Origin of the sequence: Chryseobacterium sp. ZHDP1, from assembly GCF_018603435.1 — a bacterium.
Lineage (GTDB): Bacteria > Bacteroidota > Bacteroidia > Flavobacteriales > Weeksellaceae > Chryseobacterium > Chryseobacterium indicum.
In genome coordinates this window covers 3,508,363-3,531,569 of the sequence record NZ_CP075682.1, presented here as the reverse complement: position 1 = coordinate 3,531,569, position 23,207 = coordinate 3,508,363, and the positions used below count along the sequence as shown (strand labels likewise).

Sequence of the window (23,207 nt, the reverse complement as noted above, 5' to 3'; positions counted from 1 at the left end):
CCTTTAGGTTCTTAGCGGTACCTCTTTGCCAGATCGATTTTTGCTCCGTGCCTTTTGCATGATTCTATCTCCCGATTAATTTTTGTCTAAGGCTTTTTATTAAAATTAATACGACAGCTTTTGCCGTACTGCAAATTTATTTTTACACATGAAAATGTTTAATTAAAAAATCTGAAAACGATGAAAATACTGAATAGGTCGGGATAAAATAACCCGCAACACTATGGACAAAAATATGGGGTTTTCCCTGTATTGATTAGAATTAAAAAAATATAAATTCACAACTTTAAAAATTAATAACAAAATGAAAAAATCTTATTTCATAATGCTAATGGCATTAATGTGTATTTTCTCCTGCAGAACAGAAAACACTTCAGATACTCTATCTGATCAAACGCACAAATCGAAGTTTGATGCAAGCTTTAAAGAAGTATTACAGGCTGCAAAATCTCCGGATGAAAGCTCTTTGATGGCAAAAGTACAGGACTTTACGGAAGATTATAATCCTTCTGATTTTATCATGGATACAGCCAAAATAAAGAAAACCTTAAAGAATGGTGAGGTTACCGAATACGCAATATATCTAAAAAAGAAAAACGAAACTGAAATCGGAGTCTTTTACAATCTGGTATTTACTAAAAAGATAGACAGCTGGAAAAAATATTTAGTAAAATTTACCCCTGCTATTATTCCTGAGACCAATAACAAGGTTGGTTACAAATGCGAGTTTATTTCAAAAAAAGCACAGGCTTCCAAGTGCGGATCTTCTTTTTATATGACAGAGTATTTCCAATGTTGGGCAGGACATACTGATCCGGGTGACGGAGATTGTAATGGATGCTGGAGATTAGGATCTTATGGGATTGCAAATACGTGCGATGAGGAAGCTCCGGATGATTTTAACGGAGCAGGAGATAATTACGGTGGCGGTGCAACTCCTAATGTGGATGGGCTTATCCATGTGTATGCAGACCCTTCTCATTGGGCTCTGTATAACAGTTTATCGGCTAAAAATAAATTTAAATGTTATCAGGCTTTGCTTTTGTCGAGTGATACGAGTTATGTAAATTTTTCAATAGATTTCTTTAGTAGTAATCCTACGGTAACAATACAGCAGTTTCAGAATTGGTTTGTGAACTCTAATGGGATGCCTAAGATACATTTTGATAGTTCATTAAATAGCAATAATACTGAGCATTATAGTTCTTGGCAAGAATTTTTTAATACACAAAATAATGGATTTACAGCTAATAATTCGCTCTTTGAACTTGGAACAAATGATAATAATGCTGAACTTGGTGATCCATATCCAATAACAAATTCGAGAGTAAAACTAAGATTGATGAAGTTTAATGATTCTGGTGTTAGTATTAAAGTGCGAAGTTATAATTTAGGTACAAGTGCATTTAATATTCATGATATTGTTATGAATCAGTATGGAATAACATCATTATGGAGCTTTGTATATGAAGATCCTAATAATAAATGGGATGGTCCATTTCCTTACATCAGTAATGGTAATGTGTATGCTAAAATTAACATAAATATTATTGTAAAAAAAGGAGTAACTATTCAAGGTTTAAATGTAACAATTGATACTCCAATAAAAATTACTATTATTGTTAATCCTAACAATGGAAATATTATTGGTTCAACATTTTCCTTTTAAAATTACAAAATCATGAATAAGTATATATTTTTATTACGTATCGTTTTTATCATTGCATTCATAATTCATTTAATCATTAGATATTTGAATCCTTTTTCCGAAAAGGTAAATGATAAATTATTAGCAGTATCTCTTTATGTTTCTATTATAAGTCTTGTTAGTGTATTACTAATTTATATACTTAGATATTATTTACGAATACAAGATAGAAAATAATAGTATGGAAATAAATGAATTTAGCCTTGGATTATTTGTATGGCAATCTATTATTTTTTTTTGCTCATACTATTAATTTATTTTGTTTATAAAATTTACAAAAAGCTAAAATGAAAAGAAAACCGCAGAAAATCTCTGCGGTTTTAACTTTGTTAAATTTTAAAATACCATCAAATAAAATTTTAAGAATAGAGGAAATTTTGCATTTAAATGTGTTTTTAAAATGTGCTATCTTTGGATAAATTATTTTCAATGAAAATTCTTATCGTTAATGGTCCCAATCTGAATTTATTAGGAACCCGAGAGCCCGAAATTTACGGAACAGTTTCCATGGAGGATTATCTGGATCGTTTAAGAACCGATTTTCCTTCGCATCAACTGGAATATTATCAGTCTAATATTGAAGGGGAAATTATCAACCAGCTTCAGAAAGATGAATTTGATGCCCTGATTATTAATCCGGGAGCTTTTACACATTATTCTTATGCTATTGCCGATTGTTTAAAAAACATCCGTAAACCAAAAGTTGAGGTTCACATCAGCAATATTTATAAAAGAGAAGAATTCCGCCAGAAATCTGTAACAGCAGCAAATACAGATGCTGTTTTATCCGGTTTCGGAATGGATGGTTACAGACTGGCTATTCTGAGCCTGAAGTAATTTTCCAACAGAAATCTGCCGGAATACAAATAAAAAAATCCTCATCAGGCGATGAGGATTTCTATTTTTAGTTGGTTGTCTGTTCTTGTAACTGAGGTCCGGAAGGAATTAATTTTTTACCTTCTTCGGTATTGCAGTACTGCTCAAAGTTCTTAATATATCTTGAAGCTAAATCTTTCGCTTTTTCTTCCCATTCAGAAGCATCATTATACGTATTTCTCGGATCTAAGATTCCTTCAGAAACATTTGGCAATGCGGTAGGAACTTCCAGATTCATGATCGGAATTCTTGTTTTCGGAGCATTTTCGATAGAACCATCGAGGATCGCATCGATAATTGCTCTTGTATCTTTAAGAGAAATTCTCTTTCCTGTTCCGTTCCAGCCTGTGTTTACCAGATATGCTTTTGCACCGTGTTCTTTCATTTTCCCGATCAATGTTTTAGAGTACATTGTTGGGTGTAATGTTAAGAAAGCTTCCCCGAATGCAGGAGAGAAAGACGGTTCCGGAGAGGTAATTCCTCTTTCAGTTCCCGCTAATTTCGATGTATACCCGCAAAGGAAATGGTATTGTGCCTGATCTTCATCCAGAATAGAAACCGGAGGCAATACTCCGAAAGCATCTGCAGAAAGATAAACGATCTTTTTAGCGTGTCCTGCTTTTGAAGGCAGAACAATTTTATTAATATGATAAATAGGATAAGAAACTCTTGTGTTTTCTGTGATCGATCCGTCTGTATAATCTGAAACTCCGTTGTTTACCACCACGTTTTCCAAAAGCGCATCTCTTTTAATGGCTCTGAAAATATCCGGTTCTTTTTCTTCCGAAAGATCGATTACTTTTGCATAGCAACCTCCTTCATAGTTGAAAACCCCGTTGTTATCCCAACCGTGTTCGTCGTCTCCGATCAGATATCTTTTCGGATCTGCAGATAAAGTTGTTTTTCCTGTTCCTGAAAGTCCGAAGAAAAGAGCTACGTCTCCTTCTTCTCCTACGTTTGCAGAACAGTGCATTGAAGCCATTCCTTTTAGCGGAAGGTAATAGTTCATCATTGCGAACATTCCTTTTTTCATTTCTCCGCCGTACCATGTTCCTCCGATAATCTGAAGTTTTTCAGTAAGGTTGAACATCACGAAGTTTTCAGAATTCAGTTCCTGTGCTTCCCAGTTTGGATTCGTTGTTTTAGAACCATTGATTACGGTAAAATCCGGCTCACCAAAGTTTTCCAGCTCGTAATGAGAAGGACGGATAAACATATTGGTAACGAAATGTGCCTGCCACGCTACTTCAACGATGAACCTCACTTTTAGTCTCGTATCTGCATTGGTTCCGCAGAAAGCATCTACTACATAAATTTTCTTTGCAGCAGCAAGTTGGTTCAGCACTAAATCTTTACAAGACGCAAAAATTTCCGGAGTAGTCGGCAAGTTTACTTTCCCGTCCCAGAAAATCGTTTCTCTTGTAACATCATCCTGAACTATGTACCTGTCTTTAGGAGAACGACCTGTGAAAATTCCTGTTTTTACTGATACTGCACCAGATTCCGTAAGCTCAGCTTTCTCAAAGCCCTGATTTTCAGGAGAAACTTCAGCCTGATACAATTCTTCGTAAGATGGATTGTACACTACTTCGTAATTTCCTTTAATCCCTAATTTTTCTAAATCTTGGATGATTTTAGCGTGTTTCATTTTACTTATATTTTCTATTTCTTTTTTGGGTATAACAAAATTAAATATTAATTAATTGTTAAAGGTGGTTAAATATAATGATATAAGTCAGAATGACAAATAAAAAATAAACCTTATAAAAGATTGAAAATCAAGCAATTATTTCAGACCATCCGAAAATTGTGTGAAAACCTTTTCCCCAAAAATAGTCCTTAAAGCCGTCAAATTTTGAGCTCATTACAAAATCTCCTCCCCAAGCTCCCAAACTTTTGACAAAAACAGGGCAATCTGCGAAAAATTTAGCCTTAACTGTAGGAATTTCAAGAAAATCCGATATTTTTTGCTCATGAATCAACATTAGTTCAGAAAAATTTTCCAATTTATTGCATAGTAAAATATTTCTTGTAATATCCGAAAATTCATCAACCCGTTTTTGGGACTTGGTTTTAGACTTGTAAAAATTAATTCCTTCGCGGCTGTCCTGTTTTTGATTTAAATGGATAAAAATCAATTCATCTTTAAAAGAAGGATTAAAATTTACCTTTTCATATTTAATTTCAGGAACACTTTGATACAGAACCGCCGATTTCTCTTTTGCCACAGCAATATCGTATCCGCTTCCGCCCAGACTTATCTTATTTAAATAAAATGGATCGATCTCCGCCCACTCCGCAAGATTGGTCATTAAAGTAGAGCTGCTTCCTAAACCGTAATCTGCAGGAAACTGAAGGTTGGTCTTTAAATGGTAAGTAAAATTATTTTTGAATGTAATAGCAGAAAGTGACTGAACGTTTTTTAAGGTTTTTAAAATAAATTCAGCACTGGCTGGAATGTTGGTTTCTAAAATCTGCCAGTTCTGATAATCGATGACAGCTTTCAGCCATAATTTGTTCTGATGATAAGCTTCCCACATAATGAGAGATTTTTCATCATGAATTTCTTCAAAAGAAAACTCTTGTCCCAGCCTGGTAGGTACCGCTAAGACAAGAGCTCCGTCCATTGCGAAATATTCTGAAGTAAGCATCAGCTTTCCCGGTGAAAATATCTCGCCCATGATTTTATTAATTAGATTGCAGAAGCTACATCTACAGAAGAATCAATTTTCTTGATGAGTCCCTGTAAAGTTTTTCCCGGTCCCACTTCCACGAAGTTATTGGCGCCGTCTTTAATCATATTCTGAACAGACTGCGTCCATTTTACAGGACCTGTAAGCTGTGCAATAAGGTTTTTCTTAATTTCTTCAGGATCAGAGATTGCAGTTGTTGTAATATTCTGATAAACCGGAATGGTCGCTTTTCTGAATTTTGTTTTTTCTATTGCCGCTGCTAATCTTTCCTGCGCAGGCTGCATCAATGGTGAGTGGAATGCTCCGTTTACCGGCAACAGTAAAGCTCTTTTTGCTCCTGCTTCTTTCAGTTTTGCACAAGCTTCTTCTACAGATGCCGTTTCACCGGAAATTACCAGCTGTCCCGGACAGTTATAATTTGCAGGAACGACAATTCCGCTGATTGATGCACAGATTTCCTCTACTTTAGCATCTTCCAATCCTAAAATAGCAGCCATAGAACTTGGATTGGCATCACAGGCTTCCTGCATTGCTTTTGCTCTCTCGGAAACCAGCTTCAGACCGTCATCAAAAGATAAAACTCCGTTGGCAACCAGTGCTGAAAATTCTCCTAAAGAATGTCCTGCAACCATTTCAGCTCCAAGACCGTTCACAGCTTTTAAAGCAGCAACCGAGTGGATAAAAATTGAAGGCTGGGTAACCTCCGTTTTTTTAAGATCTTCATCCGTTCCTCTGAACATTATTGAAAGGATATCAAACCCTAAAATTTCATTGGCAGATTCCATCAGATCTTTGATGTCTTTTCTAGAATCGTACAATTCTTTTCCCATTCCTACGAACTGAGAACCCTGCCCTGGAAATACAAGTGCTTTCATGTATTAATTTAAAATATTATGCAAATATAATTATTATGTTAACAATATTCTTTAGCCTTTATAAATCCTTTTAAGGAACGAGCCTGATGACACGGTATCCCGTGTTTACATAAGCACCGTTTGCTTTGGATTTTACAAACTCAAATTTTGTGGCAAGCTGAGTCTGTACTTTATTCATCTGCCTGAAAATCTCTCCTTTTTTGTTTTCTCTGGTAAGCATATCATTTACGATATCAAAACCTACAATGGCAAACTTAGGAGGTGTTTTGCAGTATTTATTTTTATAAGCGGCAAGAATTTCTTTTTCAAAACTACCTTCTGTATTGATCTTTCTGTCCATAAGGTACACTAAGTGTGCCTGACTAAGATCGTCTACTTTTTTCTCGAACACCAGAGCGTAATACATACTGAATGCTTTTACTCCCTGAACTTCTTTAGACAAAGTGATTACTCTGCTAGCAAAAGCTTCTCCTGCTGTATCATTATCACTTGCTAAAATCGCGATCACCGGAGCAGACTGTCCTGTCATCATATTTTTATCAAGCTGAATATCTGCCGAAGAGTTTACGATGGTGATATTTGGATTTCTGAGTGTTTTCTCAAGACCTGCTTTAATATAATTGGCATTTTCTTTTTTAGAATCTGCAACTATATAGATTTTCTGATCCGAGAATGCAGATTTCACTTCTTCTACAATTTTATCGGCGTAAGTCTGATCGTTTGTTTCCACGATAATCAGGTTGCTGTAGTTGTATAATTCCGGAGAGTTGGCAAATGGTGCAACAATCGGAATTTTCTGGTTCTTTGTAAAGTCCAGAACATCTACAACGTTCGACTTGAAGAACGGACCGATAATTAAGTCTGTATTATCCGTATTTATCTGGGTTAATGAATTTCGGAACGAAGCTTCATTTCCGGAATCCACAATTTTTATATCTAATTTTTGTCCGTTTCTGGCATTTCTTTCAATAGCAAGTTTTGCTCCCGTAAGGAAATCTAAAGCCATGGTACGATATTGTGTTTCTCCTGTGCTGTAGCCAAAAGGAAGCATCATGACAACGCTTAACGCATCACCGTTTTTCTTTACATAGGCAGGATCCAGTTTTTTTATTTTTAAAACCATTCCTGTTTTTAATCCTTTTGAAAGTTCGGGATTAAGAGCAATTAATTCATCAATGGTAACGCCGAATTTGTTAACAATGGAAAAAACGGTATCCCCCTGCTGAACAGTATAGGTTACATAATCGTCTTCCGAAGAAACCGTGTTAGATGAAGATTTCTCATTGCCTGAATCTACCTTTGTTTTCGGATTTGAATTTTCCTGAAAAACATCAGCTCCGGAACTTTTTGTTCCTGACTTCTTTACTTTAATAGACTCTCCCGGTTTTAAACCTTTTTCTTCCAATCCGGGATTCAGGGCAAACAATTCTTCTTTTGTGATATTGAACTGTCTTGAAATTCTGTAGTAATTATCTTTCTGCTGTACAATATATTCGTCGTCCGAAGCTTTTACAGCATGACTTTCAGCTACAGGTTCCACAGGTTTTTCCACCGGAGAAGTATGTACGGCAACATTTTGTTCTCCACCATATTTCTTAATGCTTTCAAGAGGCAGGGTAACTTCATCCCCGATCTTCATATGAGCATCCAATTCAGGATTCAGTTTTCTGAGGTCTGTTTCAGAGATTCTGTATTGTTTTGTGATACCGTAAATGGTCTGCTTTGGCTGTAGAATAATTTTTCCAAGCTGGGAGTTACTTATGGGCTTTGAAGCAGCAGGTGTTTTTGATGAAGCAGAAGCTGCCTTATCATTTTTCACGGTAAGAACATCTCCAAGCGCCAATTTACCGTCCTTCACGTTAGGATTTAGTTTTAGCAATTCTTCTACAGTAAGACCGTATTTTTTAGCAATATTATAAGGAGTATCTCCTTTTACAACGGTGTGTGATTTTTGAGCGGACATACCCAAAACCATACATAAACTGGACAGAATAAAAAACCTCTTTATCATATTCGGTGATTATAAGTGCAAAAATACTTCTTTAAAATTAAATGACAATAATTATTGCTTTTGAAAAGACTAAGCTTGTGTTCCGATCAGAATTTCATTGGACTATTCTGATAGTACATTCGCTTCGGAACTAAAGGCTGTTTTACCTGAAATATTCTTCATCTCCTGTATAAGAGAGGCTAAATAATTTTCCATCATTTCATTTTTTTTTAAATGCAATAATAGATTCTTTATTCTTAATAAGCAATAACTATAAATTCTGACTTTTCTATTTCTATTTTTTCTAAACAAAAATCTAACCATGAATATCCATGATCTGCAAAAAATACGCTGAAATTATAAACCCTTTCCTGCCAATTCTTAGAAGGATTTACCTCCAAAAAAAGATTTTCCAGCCGCTCCAATAATTCACTTTTTTTTATTTTTTCTGCATGAAGAAGACGTTTTTTCATTCTTCTGAAGGATTTCAACTGTCTTACCTCTTCTGCTTTCACCATATTTCCGAAAGATTTTTCGGTGGTTTCGGCAATATTTTTAAGTTCGGCAAACTGACTGATGAGTATATTTTCCTTTTGCTCCAACATTTCCAGAATGGAATTATCTTCCAGCATTTTATTGTTGATGACCGTCGTAAAGTTCTGGAAGAAGTCTTCTACTTTCAGATTCAGTTTTTCAATTTTCCCCAATGTTTTTTCTTTTAAAAACAGCATAGAATTTCGGGGAATAAGAATCGGGAAAGGGATATTTATTTTTGAAAAGTAATCTTTGAGTTCCAGCCAATACATGATTTCTGCATTTCCTCCGATGTAGGCAAGGTTAGGAAGAATTGTTTCCTGATAAACAGGACGCATCAGAGCATTCGGACTAAATTTTTCAGGAGAGTTTTCAAGTTCATTTAAAATTTCTTCTTTGGTAAACTGAATATTTTTATCTACCACAAAGTATTTCTGACCGTCAAAATCTATTCTGTCTCTCGTGTCCGAAAGGTAGAATAAATTAATTTCGCGCGGATTTACCTGAACTTTTCCGTATTTGCCGGTCAAGAAATCTACTTTTTCTTTTGAATTTTTATATAAGCTGAAATTCAGCAGTTCATCTTTAAAGGTTTCTTTGATCTGATTTTTAAGGTCTTTGGAATCACCATCCAAAATCAGTAAGCCAAAATCTGAAAACAGTCTGTTAACTAAGATCTGGATTGCCTGAGTTAATGTATGTCCGGATTTATAAGCTTCTTTCAGCATTAAAATCAGTTCCGTCCCAAAAACATAGTCTTTGAATTCTCTTTCAAATTCAGATATGAAAAATGTATCGTTAATTTCTATTCTTCCAACCGGACCGCCTGATTTTTCGTTGATTTCATAAAAATTGTTCTCGGTTTTAAAATGATTAATTTCCGCAAAGTCGTGATCTTCGGAAGCCATCCAATATACAGGAACAAAGTTGAAATCAGGAAAATTTTCTTTTAAGTACGTACAGGTTTTAATGGTCTGTAAAATCTTGTATATAAAAAAGACGGGTCCTGAAAAAAGATTCAACTGATGACCGGTTGTAATGGTAAAGGTATCAGAAAGTCTTAAATGATCTAAATTTTCTTTCTGTTTAGAAGAAAGTTCAAGATGGGCAAGCTGTCTTTCTAAGTTACTGGCTAAGATATTTCTTCGATCCGCAGTGAAAGAATTCTGTTTCTGCGCGATCTGTTTTTTAAAATGATCTAAAGAAAATGTTTTTTCTTCAAATCCCTCAATATCATGATTTAAAAAATCTTTGATTAGCTGAGGTATGCTCTGGATATCCTGAAAAGATATTTTATTTATAGTTTTCAACTCTGTATAAATTTTAGTTGAACAAATACCATACAATTCCCATATTCAGCCTGAAATCGTAGACCGGATAGCTTGGAAATGCGTACGCTTTGTTGTGAGAAAGGAAGGTTCCTACCTGTTGTCCTTCAATAAAAAAGAACATTTTTTTAACTTTCAGATTAAAATAAACATCAGCAATCGGCTGTCCTCCGATAGAAAATGAATTGGAACCCGGCAAAATATATTCGTTAAGAATAGGGAAAAATTCTCTTGAAGCAAATTTTGAAAAGTAATATACTTTAAGTCCTGTCTGAATTTCGGCAGCATTTTTAAATGCCTTCGACTGGAAAAAGAAGTTCGCACGACCTATAAAACTTGGTAACGGAAGCAAATCTTTGTTGGTTAAGACATTCTGGAAATGTAATCTTGTATTTAAGTGAAATTTTCCGTAGCTGAAGGTAGCATCACCTCCGATCTGAGAAATATTAACCGGACTTCCGCTTTGCTGAGGCATGGCAATTTCGTCAAAGTACGTATAATTATCTATTCTGTAATAGTTGGCAAATAATTCTGTTTTGAACCACTTCAAGCCAAGACTTCCTCCGATTTCTGTAACGGTTTGGTTTTGGGCATTCTGAAAATAATAGTTGTAATTATTATAGACTGAGGTATTCAGCAGATAATTGAAGGATGGATATGCGCTTTGAAAGTTTACTTTCGCATTTACGAAGTAATCTTTTACCGGTTCAAATTTAAGGTTATTTGTCGTTTTTAAATAAGTTCCAAACTGGCTTCCGTTAGAAAACTCTAAAAATGAATTCAGCTGAATTTTATCGAAAAGTTTTATCTGTAAATTTCCTACTGCCCCGATTCGGCTTTCTTTAATTTCTGTCGGAATCACTAAAATCGGAAGTGTAATTTCGTTGGAACCAAATTTCAGCATCTGGTAACGGAGACCTGCATCAAGTTTAAATTTCTCATTGTCCCAAACCAGACTTACCGTATTGCTGAAGTTGTCCGAATATTTTTTTGAAGTAAGCGGAGCTCCTGTTACAAGTTCATCCGGAGCATCATACCAATAATTTTCCGCCGCGCTCTGGGCATAATAATATTTATTTCCCTGATGAGAAATGGTATGTCTTATTTTAAAAGGTATTTTTTCTGATTTAAACGGTGCAAACTGATGGGTTAAATAATATCTTCTATAGGAATACTGTGAGCTAGAAGATGCAAGATTTACCTGCATATTCTGTCTGTTTTTTGAATTGCTGTCGCCGTTCTGAAACAAACTGTCTACTGCAATTCCACCGTTTTCCTGATTGTTCACATTTTGATGAAGATAGTGTGCAAACAATTCATAATTTCCGCTTTTTGAGACGTAATGTCCTGTAAACAACGTATTGTTATTGGATGCCAATGAATTCCTGTACATTCCCTGAGAACGCAATCCGCTGTATTCCAGAGAAAAATTAAATCTTTTCCCAATATTCTGGGTGTAAGAAGATCTTAAAGCGGCTCCATTTTTCATTGCATTATGATAAATGAAGGTTGCGGTCGGCGTTTTTACGTCATAGTAATTGATATCATTAACGCCTAAAATCCAATACGATTTGTTGGTTGGTAATAGTGATAAATTTTGTTCGGCATTCACTTCATAGATAAGCGGATTAAATCCTGCCCCAATATTTGCAACCTGCGCTCTTCCAAAATTATCTTTATTGTTATACTGAGAAAAAATATACGTTTTATCGAAAGTCATTACCGTATCAAAGACTTTCTTTTCAGAAAATTGCTTCTGATAGAGATAATCATTAATAGTCGGTTTAAATATTTTTAAAGAATCTTTTTTCCCCGAATCGACTACGATCGTGTCTTTATCTTTAGGAAGCTTATTGAAGTCTGTTTTGTTGACGACTTGAGCTTTTAAAAACACTGATACCAAAATCAATAATACAATTGAATATTTCATAATGAAGATTGTTATGCAAAAGTAGGAAAATTGAATTAAGTATGTATATAGGTGATTATACTATATGATATTTCGGGACTTAAATTAAAAAAGACTGCCTTAAAGACAGTCTTATATAATTATGTTTTAATAAAAATTATAATGGATTTTGTTGAACTAATCCATTGCTTGCATCAATTTCAGCCTTTGGAATAAGATATTGCCATCTCTTATCTCCTACAGGAACTGAATACACATTATTTACAACCGTTGCAGAATGGTTTGTGGTAGCAGACGTTCCTCTATCTAACGGAAGATTTAATCTTTTTAAATCAAGGAATCTGAAACCTTCTCCCCAAAGTTCTATTCTTCTGCTGTCTAAAATTTCATTGATATATGCAGTTCCAGTATTAGAAGAAGCAACATAACTTGGGTTTCTGTTTAACATGAACTGATTAAATATAACTCTAGAATCAGCTTCTTTTCCAGGAATTCTAGCTAAAGCTTCCGCTTCTATAAGATACATTTCTGCTAATCTCATTAGAGGCACATCACATCTACTATCTGAAGTACTCACAGCTAAGAATTTCTGACTTGTATAAGCAAATTTGGCAAAATTCGATGGCAGTCCCAAAGCTGTATGCTGTCCTGTAGGATCAAAATTCTTAGTTCTTACATCTGTTGCCGGAAACTTTTGGAATAAAAGTTTATTAATTGCTTTTGGAGCGGTACGAATATTTGTAGAGTTATAATTTCTAGACATATAAGCCCCATAATTTCCAAAATAGTCTGTTTGATCTGCAACAATGTAAGAACCCCACATCCATTCACTATTAGACAGTGTATTAAATCCTGAGGTGTAAGTTGAATTTGACATTAGACTTATGTTATCCGAAGAAGGGAGAGTTCTAGCTAACTTTGCATTATCTGCTGCAATTTGATAATTTCCCTGCGTAAGAGCTACTCTTGCTTTTAACCCTCTTACAACCTTTATATCAAAATGAGATTTTGCCACTCTACCTGTATATGTTGTAAGAAGTTCTATGGATTTATCTAAATCTGCATTAACCTGTGCATAAACTTCCTCCACCGTATTTCTAGCTTTTGGCGTAGTTTCCAATGAAGTTCTAATCGGCACTCCCAGCTGATTATTATTAGATCCATTTGCATATCTTATACCATAAAGCTGCACAAGCATATAGTGGCAAAAGGCTCTGTAAGCATAAGCCTCAGCTATTGCTTTATTCTTTATTGTCACATCACCTGTGGCATTTTGTCCTAAGTTAATTACCGTATTCGCGTTACGGATCAGGGCATAATAAAATTGATATGGATAAAAATCGTTTGCTCCATTTTCATTAATCTGATCCTGCCATCTTACAGTAGTTATATACCATCCGTTCCCAGTGGAAGGAAAGACTAAATCCTCGCCTAAAGCATCCATCATGATCATAATTCCAGCCTGACCATTTTGACCCTGATTAGAATTTTGTCTATAATAAAGATCACGGTGCATCCCATTAATAATTGTCATAAGATTGTCCGCAGTAGAAACTGCGGATACATCACCTACAGAATCTGTAGGTACTGTTTCTAAAAAGTCTCCACTACAAGAAGAAACTGACGCTAATCCAATAGCAAGTACAAAATTAATTATATATTTTTTCATTTTTTTTATTTTTCCGATTAGAAAGTTACATTAAGTCCTAAACTATAAACTCTTGCAGGAGTATATCTGTTAGTTGTTGTCCCATTAAATGACTGTACAGGCTCTAAACCTTTACGAGCCGTTTTGGACCAAATATTTTCACCGCTAATAAATAATTTTAAACCTCTGATCCCGTATTGAGAAATATCTTCGGTATTGAAAGTGTAGGCAAGAGAAGCGGAGCGTAATGAAATAAAATCTGATTTCACCAACCATCTTGAAGAAGCGGCATTGCTGCTTACATAAGTTGAAGCGTCCATTCGTGGAACATTAGTAACTTGTCCCGGTGTTGTCCATCTTTCTAAAATATCAGTACTTAAAGCTCCTCCCTGTGTATAAGCAGACATTAAAGCTGCATAATTAGAATCATATGTTTTACCACCTATCTGATATGTAAACATCGTATTAAGTGATAAATTTTTATACCTTAATGTTGTTCCAAAGCTTCCATATAATTTAGGAATCGCTGATCCTGAATAATCATATTTTGCCTTTGCATAGTTTGTAGTTACCAAAACTCCATTTACAGTTCTTATATCAGTAGCTGGCGTATTTGCGTAAGCATCGTCTACTAAAAACAATGGCGAACCATCACTCGAATCAACACCATACCATTGTCTTAACCAATAATCATAAATAGAATGCCCTACCATCAGTTTTTTAGTTCCACTTATAATTTGTGTCTGCCCGTCAGGCAATCTCGTCAATTCATTTTTTATTGTTGATGCATTTACTGTTAAATCCCATCCGAAATCAGTTTTCTTAACTACAGCTAAATTTAGGGTTGCTTCAATACCTTTATTGAACATATCACCAACATTTGTATATACAGAGCTACCTGGTATACCTGCCGATACAGCTGTAGGAACAGCAAAAATCAAATCTGTTGTTGATCTCTTATAATATTCCACACTTCCTGAAATACGATTATTTAAGAAGGCAAAATCAACTCCAATATCAAATTGTTTATTTGTCTCCCATGTGATATTTGGATCTGAGACTAATCCTAATAAAATACCCGCTTCTGTAGCGTTATTATATCCTAAATTATATAAACTTTGATAAGCATAAAATGACAATGCTGAATTAGTAAAATTCTGATCATTTCCAACTTCCCCATAAGATCCACGAATTTTAAAATCATTTACAAATTTTACATTCTCCAAAAATGACTCTTTATTCACTCTCCATCCTGCTCCTACTGACCAGAAAGTTCCCCATCTTTGATCTGGTGCAAAACGTGAAGAACCATCTCTTCTAATTGATCCGGAAAGTAAGTATTTTTCTGAGAAATCATAGTTTAATCTTGCAAAATAACTCTCTTTTCTATAATTATCTGTCTGAGATGTCAGAGATGTTGGGGTAATAAAATTCACTAACTCATCATTATCAGAAGCGACTTGTCCCTGCTTATATCCATATAAGTACTCATAGATATATTTAATTGATTCATGCCCACCTGTTAAGTCAAAATTATGATTACCTAAACTCTTTTTATAATTGACAATCTGATTAAAAGTGATAGTTTGGTTTGTGACAGAAGTTCTGGATGCTGCACCAGCAGGAGCTGCATCTCCGATAATTTTGTTGGTATAAGTAGTATTCTTAAAATTTCTTATATCATAAGCAACGTTCATTGTCGCTGTTAAACCTTTTGCTAATTTAAATTCAGCATAAGAACGGGAATTTGCTAAAAATGTTTTAGAAAAATCTCTGTTTAAAAGAGTTTCCTGAATAACATGCCTTCCTGAAGCCGCATCAGCTCCTCTTACAGCAGCAATATCATATACCTTCTGCCCATTTGAATCATATAAAGTATTACCGTTAGCATCATGAGCATATGGACTATAAATTGGACCCATAGTTCTGGTCCAGCTGAACGGATTGATATATGAAGAGTTATTACTAGCGCCGTCTACTGCATTATTACCAAAACTTGATGCCGCAGACAAGTTAATTCCAACTTTTAACCAATCTCTCATTTGAGAATCAATATTTAGTCGCGATGTAAGTCTCTCATAATCAGATTTAATAATATAACCCGTCTCATTGAGATAACCAATAGAGGCAAAATATGTTGTTTTATCGGTACCTCCGCTGTAATTTAGATCATAACTCTGTCTGAAACCTTTTTTAACTAAATCTTTTTGCCAATCTAAATCAGAATATTTTAGAGATGCATTCGGATTCAATACCCCATCAACAACCAACTGATTATCAGCCACATTATAAACATTGTTTTTTAATACTGTGATCAGATTATTCGTAGCATAAGCATTAGCTGTAGCAATAGTTGCTGTTGGATTTGACGTTCTATATCCGTTTCTTAATGATTCCCAAACCAAAGGATAGTACTGAGAAGCATTAACTCGATCATATTCGGGAATTGCTCTTTCAGTAATACCCGTCAAAGCCGTAAAGTTAATAACATCCCTTCCTCTCTTACCTTTTTTTGTAGTAATTAGAACTACACCATTAGCCGCACTTGAACCATATAGTGATGTTGAAGCCGCATCTTTAAGAATCGTCATAGATTCTATATCATTAGGATTTAGAAAACCTATACCTGTTGGATAAGGTGATCCGTCAACAACATATAAGGGCTCGTTAGAAAGATTTACTGAACTAAATCCTCTAATTCTTACTGCAGGAGCACTTCCTGGTTGACCTGTAGATGTACTTACTTGTATCCCAGGACCTGCCCCGTCTATTGCCTGAGCAATATTCGTAATGCTTCGCTGCTCTAATTTCTTTGCACTAATTAGCGTATTAGATCCAACAACAGTTTCCTTTTTTTGCTTTCCATAAGCAACTACTACTACTTCTTCTATCTCTTTTGTAGATATAGTATCTTTCCTCTTCTGTTGAGCCGACACTACTTCCCCCAAAAAGAAAATAGCTCCAATAGTAAGCACTTTTAATTTCACATTCATATTAACAGTTTTTAATATTTTAACAAAAGCAAATATGTTAATAAATTTTAACATTAACAAATTTTTAACTTTTTATATTTTACATCATCTAAAAAAATCTCAACAAAATAATATGCCCTACATAGATGATTAAAATATTTTACATTCTATTCACTTAGGTTTATATTAAGTTTATAAATAGAGAAACATTTAACAATTAAAAAAAATTAATACAGAAATTATTTAGAATAATTATAAATTAAAAAAAATAATCCGACTTGTTCAAGTCGGATTATTGCCTCATATAGATAAAATATTATGTTATTTTAACTTTTTCTTCACAGCAACCTCTTCATAAACTTCAAGAATGTCACCTTGTTCAATATCATTGTAGCCTTTCAGGTTCAATCCACATTCGTAACCTTTTGTTACTTCTTTTACATCGTCTTTGAAACGTTTTAGACTTTCAAGTTCACCATCGAATTTCACGATGCCATCTCTAAGTAGGCGCACTTTTGACTGTCTTGTAACTTTTCCGGTAAGAACCATACAACCTGCAATGGTTCCCACTTTAGAAATTTTGAAGACTTCACGAATCTCAACATTACCGATAACCTGCTCCTGAATTTCAGGAGAAAGCATCCCTTCCATTGCTTCTTTTACCTCATCAATCGCTTTATAGATTACAGAATAGGTTCTGATCTCAATTTCTTCACGGTCCGCAAGATCTTTAGCATTTGCTCCGGCTCTTACATTGAATCCGATAATAATTGCATCAGATGCTGCTGCTAAATTGATATCCGATTCTGTGATCTGTCCGACACCAGAGTGAAGGATTTTCACGCTGATCTCTTCAGTTGATAATCTCTGTAACTGATCAGACAATGCTTCTACTGAACCATCTACGTCACCTTTAAGGATAATATTCAATTCCTTGAATTCTCCTAATGCAATACGTCTACCCAATTCTTCAAGCGTTGTATGTTTTTTGGTTCTGATGGAAAGCTCTCTCTGAAGCTGCTCTCTCTTGTTGGCAATTGCTTTACCTTCACTTTCATCTGCATAAACACGGAATTTATCACCCGCTGTAGGCGCTCCGTCCAGACCTAAAATAGTTGCCGGGATTGAAGGACCTGCTTCTGAAAGATTTTTACCTCTTTCGTCAAGCAAAGCTTTTACTTTACCGTGGTTTTTACCAGCTACCACATAATCACCAACTCTTAACGTTCCGGTTTGCACCAACATGGTTGCTACATAACCTCTACCTTTATCCAAAGATGCTTCGATAACAACTCCGTTAGCGGAACGATCAGGATTTGCCTTTAATTCAAGTAATTCAGCCTGTAATAAAACTTTTTCAAGCAATACATCGACATTGTTACCAAATTTAGCTGAAATTTCCTGCGCCTGAACATTTCCACCCCACTCTTCTACCAAAATATTCATTCCGGAAAGCTGCTGACGGATGTTATCAGGATTCGCATTCGGTTTATCAACCTTATTGATTGCGATAATCATTGGAACTCCTGCTGCCTGTGCGTGAGAGATTGCTTCTTTTGTCTGAGGCATTACATCATCATCCGCAGCAATTACGATAATTGCAATATCGGTAACCTGTGCACCTCTAGCTCTCATCGCGGTAAAGGCTTCGTGACCCGGTGTATCTAAGAATGTAATTCTTTGTCCGTTTTCCAGTTTCACGTTATAAGCACCGATGTGCTGAGTAATTCCTCCTGATTCACCAGCGATTACATTGGTTTTTCTGATGTAATCCAGTAATGAAGTCTTACCGTGGTCTACGTGACCCATTACCGTTACAATCGGAGCTCTTGGAAGAAGATCTTCTTCGTTATCAATTTCATCTTCAGAATCTGAATCTTCAAGATCTGCATCAGAGAATTCTATTTTATAACCAAATTCATCAGCTACCAATAATAATGTATCTGCTTCAAGTCTCTGGTTCATGGTAACCATTACACCTAATGAGAAACAGGCAGAAATTACTTCTGTAGGAGACACATTCATTAAACTTGCCAATTCACCAACCGTGATGAATTCGGTTACTTTTAATGTTCTGTCTGCTGCATCAATTTCCTGTTGACGTTCGTCCTGCTCTCTACGGAAGTTTCTTTTATCTTTTCTGTGTTTGGCAGATTTAGATTTACCTCCTTTATTGGTTAATTTTTCAAGGGTTTCCTTGATCTGGTTTTTAACTTGTTCGTCTGTTAATTCAACAGGCATTGTTCTTTGACCCGGTCTGTTACCTCCTTGTCCGCCTCTGTTGAATCCACCTCTGTTTCCACCTTGTCCACCCTGACCTTGAGGACGGTTTCCTTGTCCGCCCTGGTTATTTCCAAAACGGTTTCCACCTTGACCTCCCTGTCCTTGAGGACGGTTTCCTTGTCCACCCTGACCTTGAGGACGGTTTCCTTGTCCGCCCTGGTTATTTCCAAAACGGTTTCCACCTTGACCTCCCTGTCCTTGTGGACGGTTTCCTTGTCCCTGATTGTTTCCTCCTTGTTGGTTATTGTTTCCACCCTGCTGATTTCCTCCGCCCGGTTTCTCAATTCTCTTTCTTTTCTTTTTAGCTCCAGCTCCAGGTTTAGGTGCAAACTGAGTTAAATCGATTTTTTCTCCAACAATTTTAGGACCGTCAAGTTTTTGATAAACGGTTTCAATTTTTTGTGGTTCCTGAGATTCCTCTTCTGCTTTTGCAGGTTCAGTCGTTTTTTCTTCAGCTGGTTTTGCAACCGGTTTTTCAGCAACAACAGGCTGCGGAGTTTCTTTTACAGGTTCCGCAGGTTTAACCACAGGTTTTTCTTCTTCTTTCTTCTCCTCCGCTTTTGGTTTATCTTTTTTCACAGGTCTGTTTCTGGATTCGATCTGGGAAAGATCTATTTTATCCAAAACTTTAAATTCCTGCTTTTCAGGAGTTGCCTTTACTTCAGGAGCAGGTGCAACTTCTTCTTTTTTCTCTTCCACCACAGGCTGCGGTTTTGGAGCCGGAACTTCTTCAACTTCAGGCTTTTTAGGCTCTAAATCTATTTTACCTAAAATTTTAGTTTCCGGTTTGTTAGCTTTAGCTCTTATTACTTCAGGGGTTTTCTTTTCTTCAATTTCCAGCTTTTCTTCCGGAACTTTCGTGATCACCACCTCATGGGAAGCTTTACGTTGCTCGCCGTCCTTGGCAAACTCAGCCTCCAATGCAGAATATGCCGCTTCTTCTAATTGAGCGTTAGGATTGCTTTCAACCTCAATGCCCTTTGACTGTAAAAATTCTACTAATCTGGACATCGAAATATTGAATTCCTTAACCGCTTTATTTAATCTAATTTTTGGCATCTATATTATTTACTATTTTTTTTAATTCTTAAAATTAAAGTATTTCTTTTTTACTGTTTATTAAAATTTATTTACAAATCTTAATCTTCGAATTCTTCTCTAAGAATACGCTTCACTTCTTCAATCGTTTCCTCTTCAAGGTCGACCATATTCAGCAAGCTTACAGTTTCTTTATCTAAAACTGATTTTGCAGTAGTAAGACCTACTTTTTTAAACTCATCCAAAATCCACTGCTCGATATCATCGTTAAACTCTGTAAGTTCAACATCATCATCTTCGCTGGACTCTCTGTGTACATCAATCTCATAACCTGTCAACCAAGAAGCAAGTCTGATATTCTGACCCTGTTTTCCGATTACTTTAGAAATCTCTTCAACCGGAGTGTATACTAAAGCGTATTCCTGCTCCTCGTTGATATCAATTTTATTAATGGTAACGTTTCCTAAAGCTCTCTTCACCAAAATCTCAGGGTTTTTAGACCACTGAATAACATCGATGTTCTCATTTCTCAACTCTCTTACCACGCCGTGAATTCTGGATCCTTTCACTCCCACACAAGCTCCCACCGGATCTATTCTGTCGTCGTAAGCATCTACTGCAATCTTCGCCTTTTCTCCAGGAATTCTCACTACTTTTTTAAGAATAATAGTTCCGTCCTGAATTTCAGGGATTTCCAGCTCTAATAGTTTTTCTAAGAATTTAGGTGCAGTTCTGGAAATAATAATCTGCGGTTTTGAACCTTTGAAATCTACTGTTTCAACAATAGCTCTGATATTCTCACCCTTTTTAAAGAAATCGGATGGAATCTGGTTTTCTTTAGGCAAAATGAATTCGTTCCCCTCATCATCCAGCAAGATCACGTGCTTATGACGGATATGGTGGATCTCTCCTACTACAATTTCCCCGATTCTGTCTTTAAACTGCTCGTACAACATCGCATTGTTGTGCTCCTGCAATTTTGTAGCCAAGATCTGCTTTAAGGTAAGAATATTTCTTCTTCCCAACTGTGCAACTGGAATTTCCATCGTAAAATCTTCTCCCACTTCAAAAGTAGGGTCGATTTTCTTAGCTTCAGAAATCTCAATTTCCAGATCATCATCTTCAGACATTTCGTCTTCCACGATGGTTTTATTTAAAAATATCTGAAAATCTCCTTTATCAGGGTTTACAATCACATCAAAATGATCATCCGAATCATATCTTTTTCTCAAAAGTGTCTTCAGAGAATCTTCAATAATTGCCATAAGATCAATCTTACTGATCCCTTTTTCGTCTTTAAAATCACCGAAGGATTCAATCAACGCTATATTGTCCATTTATTCTTTTTTCTTTTAAAATTTAATTGTTACTAATGCTTTTTTAATCTCAGAGTACGGAATTTCTTTTTCCTCCTCCACATCCACTTTTCCTTTACCGATGTCTTTCGGTTTGCGGTAACGCAGGATCAGTGTGATCTTTTCTTCATCTACTTTTGCCAGTTCGCCTTCCGTTTTGGTAGAGTCATTCAGTAAAACTTCAATTTCTCTTCCGATATTTTTTGCAAACTGTCTTGGAGTTGCCAAAGGCTCGCTCAATCCTGCAGACATTACCTGCAGGCTGAAATCATGTTCTTCGCGATCCATATTAAATTCTATCGCGCGACTTGCATCAAGGCAGTCCTGTAAAGAAACACCATTGTCACCATCCAAAATCACTGTGATGTCATCCCCCGCAGAAATTTTCAGATCAATAAGAAACAGATCTTTTCTAGTCTCGAGGAATTCATGTAATAATTCTTCAATTCTTTTTCTAAACTCCATAAAATATATAAAATCCTGATGTACGGTACGAAAAAAGGCTTTCTTGCGAAGGCCTTCCCATTTTTTCCGTAAATCCACTGCAAATATACGAATTTTTATTAAAAAAGCAAAACATCTTATTATCAACAGGATATGTATTGCTCATTTACTGGAAATTAAAGACGGGCGTGATGGTATTTTTAGTATTTTTGTGGTTGAATTTTTTAAAAACATACATTTTGAATATTACTATTGTAGGAACAGGTTATGTAGGACTGGTTACAGGAACCACTCTGGCAGAGCTTGGCAATTCAGTATACTGTGTAGATATTGATGAAAAAAAAGTAGAAGGTATGAAAAACGGCGTAGTTCCCATCTATGAGCCGAATCTTGAAGAAATGTTCCTGAGAAATATACAGGCTGAAAGATTATTTTTCACAACCAATTTAAAAGAAGCTCTGGATAAGAGTGAAGTTATTTATTTAGCCTTACCGACTCCTCCCGGAGAAGACGGTTCCGCCGATCTTTCCTATGTACTGAAAGTGGCGAACGATATTGGCGAAATGATGACGGAATACAAAGTTATTGTTAATAAAAGTACCGTTCCCGTAGGAACAGCCGATAAAGTCCGTGAAGTTATCGCTTCAAAAACCCAGATTACTTTTGATGTGGTTTCCAATCCTGAATTTTTAAGGGAAGGTTTCGCCGTGGAAGATTCCATGAATCCTGCAAGGGTTGTTGTAGGAGCAAGCTCCGAAAAAGCACAGGAAATTATGGCTAAAATTTACCAGCCATTTACCAACACCGGAGTTCCTATTATTTTTATGGATGAAAAATCTTCTGAACTTACAAAATATGCAGCCAATTCATTCTTGGCAGTAAAAATTACTTTCATGAATGAAATTGCCAATTACTGTGAAAAAGTAGGCGCTGATGTAGACAAAGTAAGACTTGGAATGGGAAGCGACGACAGAATCGGTCATCGATTTTTGTTTCCGGGAATCGGATACGGCGGAAGCTGTTTCCCAAAAGATGTGAAAGCATTAATAAAATCCGGAAAGCAGGAAGATTTTAATTTTCAGATTTTAGAAGCGACAGAAAATGTAAATATTGCCCAAAAAGTAATCCTTGTTTCGGAGATTGAAAAGTATTTCGGAGGAAATATCGAAGGAAAAACAATCGCAATGTGGGGATTAGCCTTCAAAGCGAATACCGATGATATTCGTGAGGCTTCTTCATTAGATAATATTGCTTTGCTTTTAGAAAAGGGGGCAAAAATTGTTGCTTATGATCTGGTTGCCGAAAATAATGTTCAGAAATTATTAGGAAATAAAATCCAATACGCAAAAAACATGTACGAAGCTCTTGACAATGCAGATGCTTTGTTTATTGCAACAGAATGGCCGGAATTCAAAAACCCGAATTTCGAACTGATGGCAAAGAGAATGAACAATAAGGCAATTTTCGACGGAAGAAATATGTATCCGCTGGAAATTCCTGAGCAGAATGGTTTTTATTATAAAAGTATAGGACGTAAAACAGTTTTAAATTAAT

General features: G+C 35.7%; 14 protein-coding genes. 3 read left to right on the top strand and 11 right to left on the bottom strand.

Features of this window, described 5'->3' with window-relative positions; genetic code table 11:
- Positions 1 to 304 precede the first annotated feature (304 nt).
- Both KKI44_RS16090 and KKI44_RS16085 read left to right on the top strand, forming a co-directional pair.
- Positions 305 to 1,669 carry a hypothetical protein gene (locus KKI44_RS16090; RefSeq protein WP_214588301.1) on the top strand — a complete coding sequence of 455 codons (1,365 nt, stop codon included), beginning with the start codon at positions 305 to 307 and terminating at the stop codon, positions 1,667 to 1,669.
- A 468-nt stretch (positions 1,670 to 2,137) separates the two neighbouring features.
- A complete protein-coding gene (locus tag KKI44_RS16085; RefSeq protein WP_185207733.1) occupies positions 2,138 to 2,545 on the top strand; it encodes a type II 3-dehydroquinate dehydratase in 408 nt (135 codons plus the stop codon).
- A 67-nt stretch (positions 2,546 to 2,612) separates the two neighbouring features.
- Here the strand turns inward: KKI44_RS16085 and pckA are convergent, their stop codons facing one another.
- The 11 genes from pckA to rimP all read right to left on the bottom strand — a co-directional run bounded on the left by pckA (position 2,613) and on the right by rimP (position 21,674).
- Entirely contained in the window at positions 2,613 to 4,232 is a 1,620-nt protein-coding gene (gene pckA / locus KKI44_RS16080) for a phosphoenolpyruvate carboxykinase (ATP) (RefSeq protein ID WP_214588300.1), read from the bottom strand.
- 130 nt (positions 4,233 to 4,362) lie between these two features.
- A complete protein-coding gene (locus tag KKI44_RS16075) occupies positions 4,363 to 5,265 on the bottom strand; it encodes a GYDIA family GHMP kinase (protein WP_214588299.1) in 903 nt (300 codons plus the stop codon).
- Between the two features lie 11 nt (positions 5,266 to 5,276).
- A complete protein-coding gene (gene fabD, locus KKI44_RS16070; RefSeq protein ID WP_214588298.1) occupies positions 5,277 to 6,152 on the bottom strand; it encodes an ACP S-malonyltransferase in 876 nt (291 codons plus the stop codon).
- A 70-nt stretch (positions 6,153 to 6,222) separates the two neighbouring features.
- Positions 6,223 to 8,163: a LysM peptidoglycan-binding domain-containing protein gene (locus KKI44_RS16065; protein WP_214588297.1), complete on the bottom strand. Its 1,941-nt coding sequence runs from the start codon at positions 8,161 to 8,163 to the stop codon at positions 6,223 to 6,225.
- Positions 8,164 to 8,399: 236 nt separating this feature from the next.
- Positions 8,400 to 9,986 (bottom strand): bacillithiol biosynthesis cysteine-adding enzyme BshC, encoded by a 1,587-nt coding sequence (gene bshC / locus KKI44_RS16060; RefSeq protein ID WP_214588296.1) that lies wholly within the window; start codon positions 9,984 to 9,986, stop codon positions 8,400 to 8,402.
- Between the two features lie 13 nt (positions 9,987 to 9,999).
- A complete protein-coding gene (locus KKI44_RS16055; protein ID WP_214588295.1) occupies positions 10,000 to 11,934 on the bottom strand; it encodes a putative porin in 1,935 nt (644 codons plus the stop codon).
- Positions 11,935 to 12,070: 136 nt separating this feature from the next.
- A complete protein-coding gene (locus tag KKI44_RS16050; protein ID WP_410492749.1) occupies positions 12,071 to 13,429 on the bottom strand; it encodes a RagB/SusD family nutrient uptake outer membrane protein in 1,359 nt (452 codons plus the stop codon).
- A 170-nt stretch (positions 13,430 to 13,599) separates the two neighbouring features.
- Positions 13,600 to 16,608, bottom strand: a complete 3,009-nt coding sequence (locus KKI44_RS16045) for a SusC/RagA family TonB-linked outer membrane protein (protein WP_250902080.1) — start codon at positions 16,606 to 16,608, stop codon at positions 13,600 to 13,602.
- A 246-nt stretch (positions 16,609 to 16,854) separates the two neighbouring features.
- Positions 16,855 to 19,875: a translation initiation factor IF-2 gene (gene infB, locus KKI44_RS16040; protein WP_214588293.1), complete on the bottom strand. Its 3,021-nt coding sequence runs from the start codon at positions 19,873 to 19,875 to the stop codon at positions 16,855 to 16,857.
- A gap of 80 nt (positions 19,876 to 19,955) precedes the next feature.
- A complete protein-coding gene (gene nusA / locus KKI44_RS16035) occupies positions 19,956 to 21,191 on the bottom strand; it encodes a transcription termination factor NusA (RefSeq protein ID WP_116097380.1) in 1,236 nt (411 codons plus the stop codon).
- 15 nt (positions 21,192 to 21,206) lie between these two features.
- On the bottom strand, positions 21,207 to 21,674 hold the full coding sequence (gene rimP, locus KKI44_RS16030) for a ribosome assembly cofactor RimP (RefSeq protein ID WP_076391758.1): 468 nt from the start codon (positions 21,672 to 21,674) through the stop codon (positions 21,207 to 21,209).
- 218 nt (positions 21,675 to 21,892) lie between these two features.
- Here rimP and KKI44_RS16025 point away from each other — a divergent pair, with 218 nt between their 5' ends.
- Positions 21,893 to 23,206, top strand: a complete 1,314-nt coding sequence (locus KKI44_RS16025) for a UDP-glucose dehydrogenase family protein (RefSeq protein ID WP_214588292.1) — start codon at positions 21,893 to 21,895, stop codon at positions 23,204 to 23,206.
- Position 23,207: the final 1 nt, after the last annotated feature.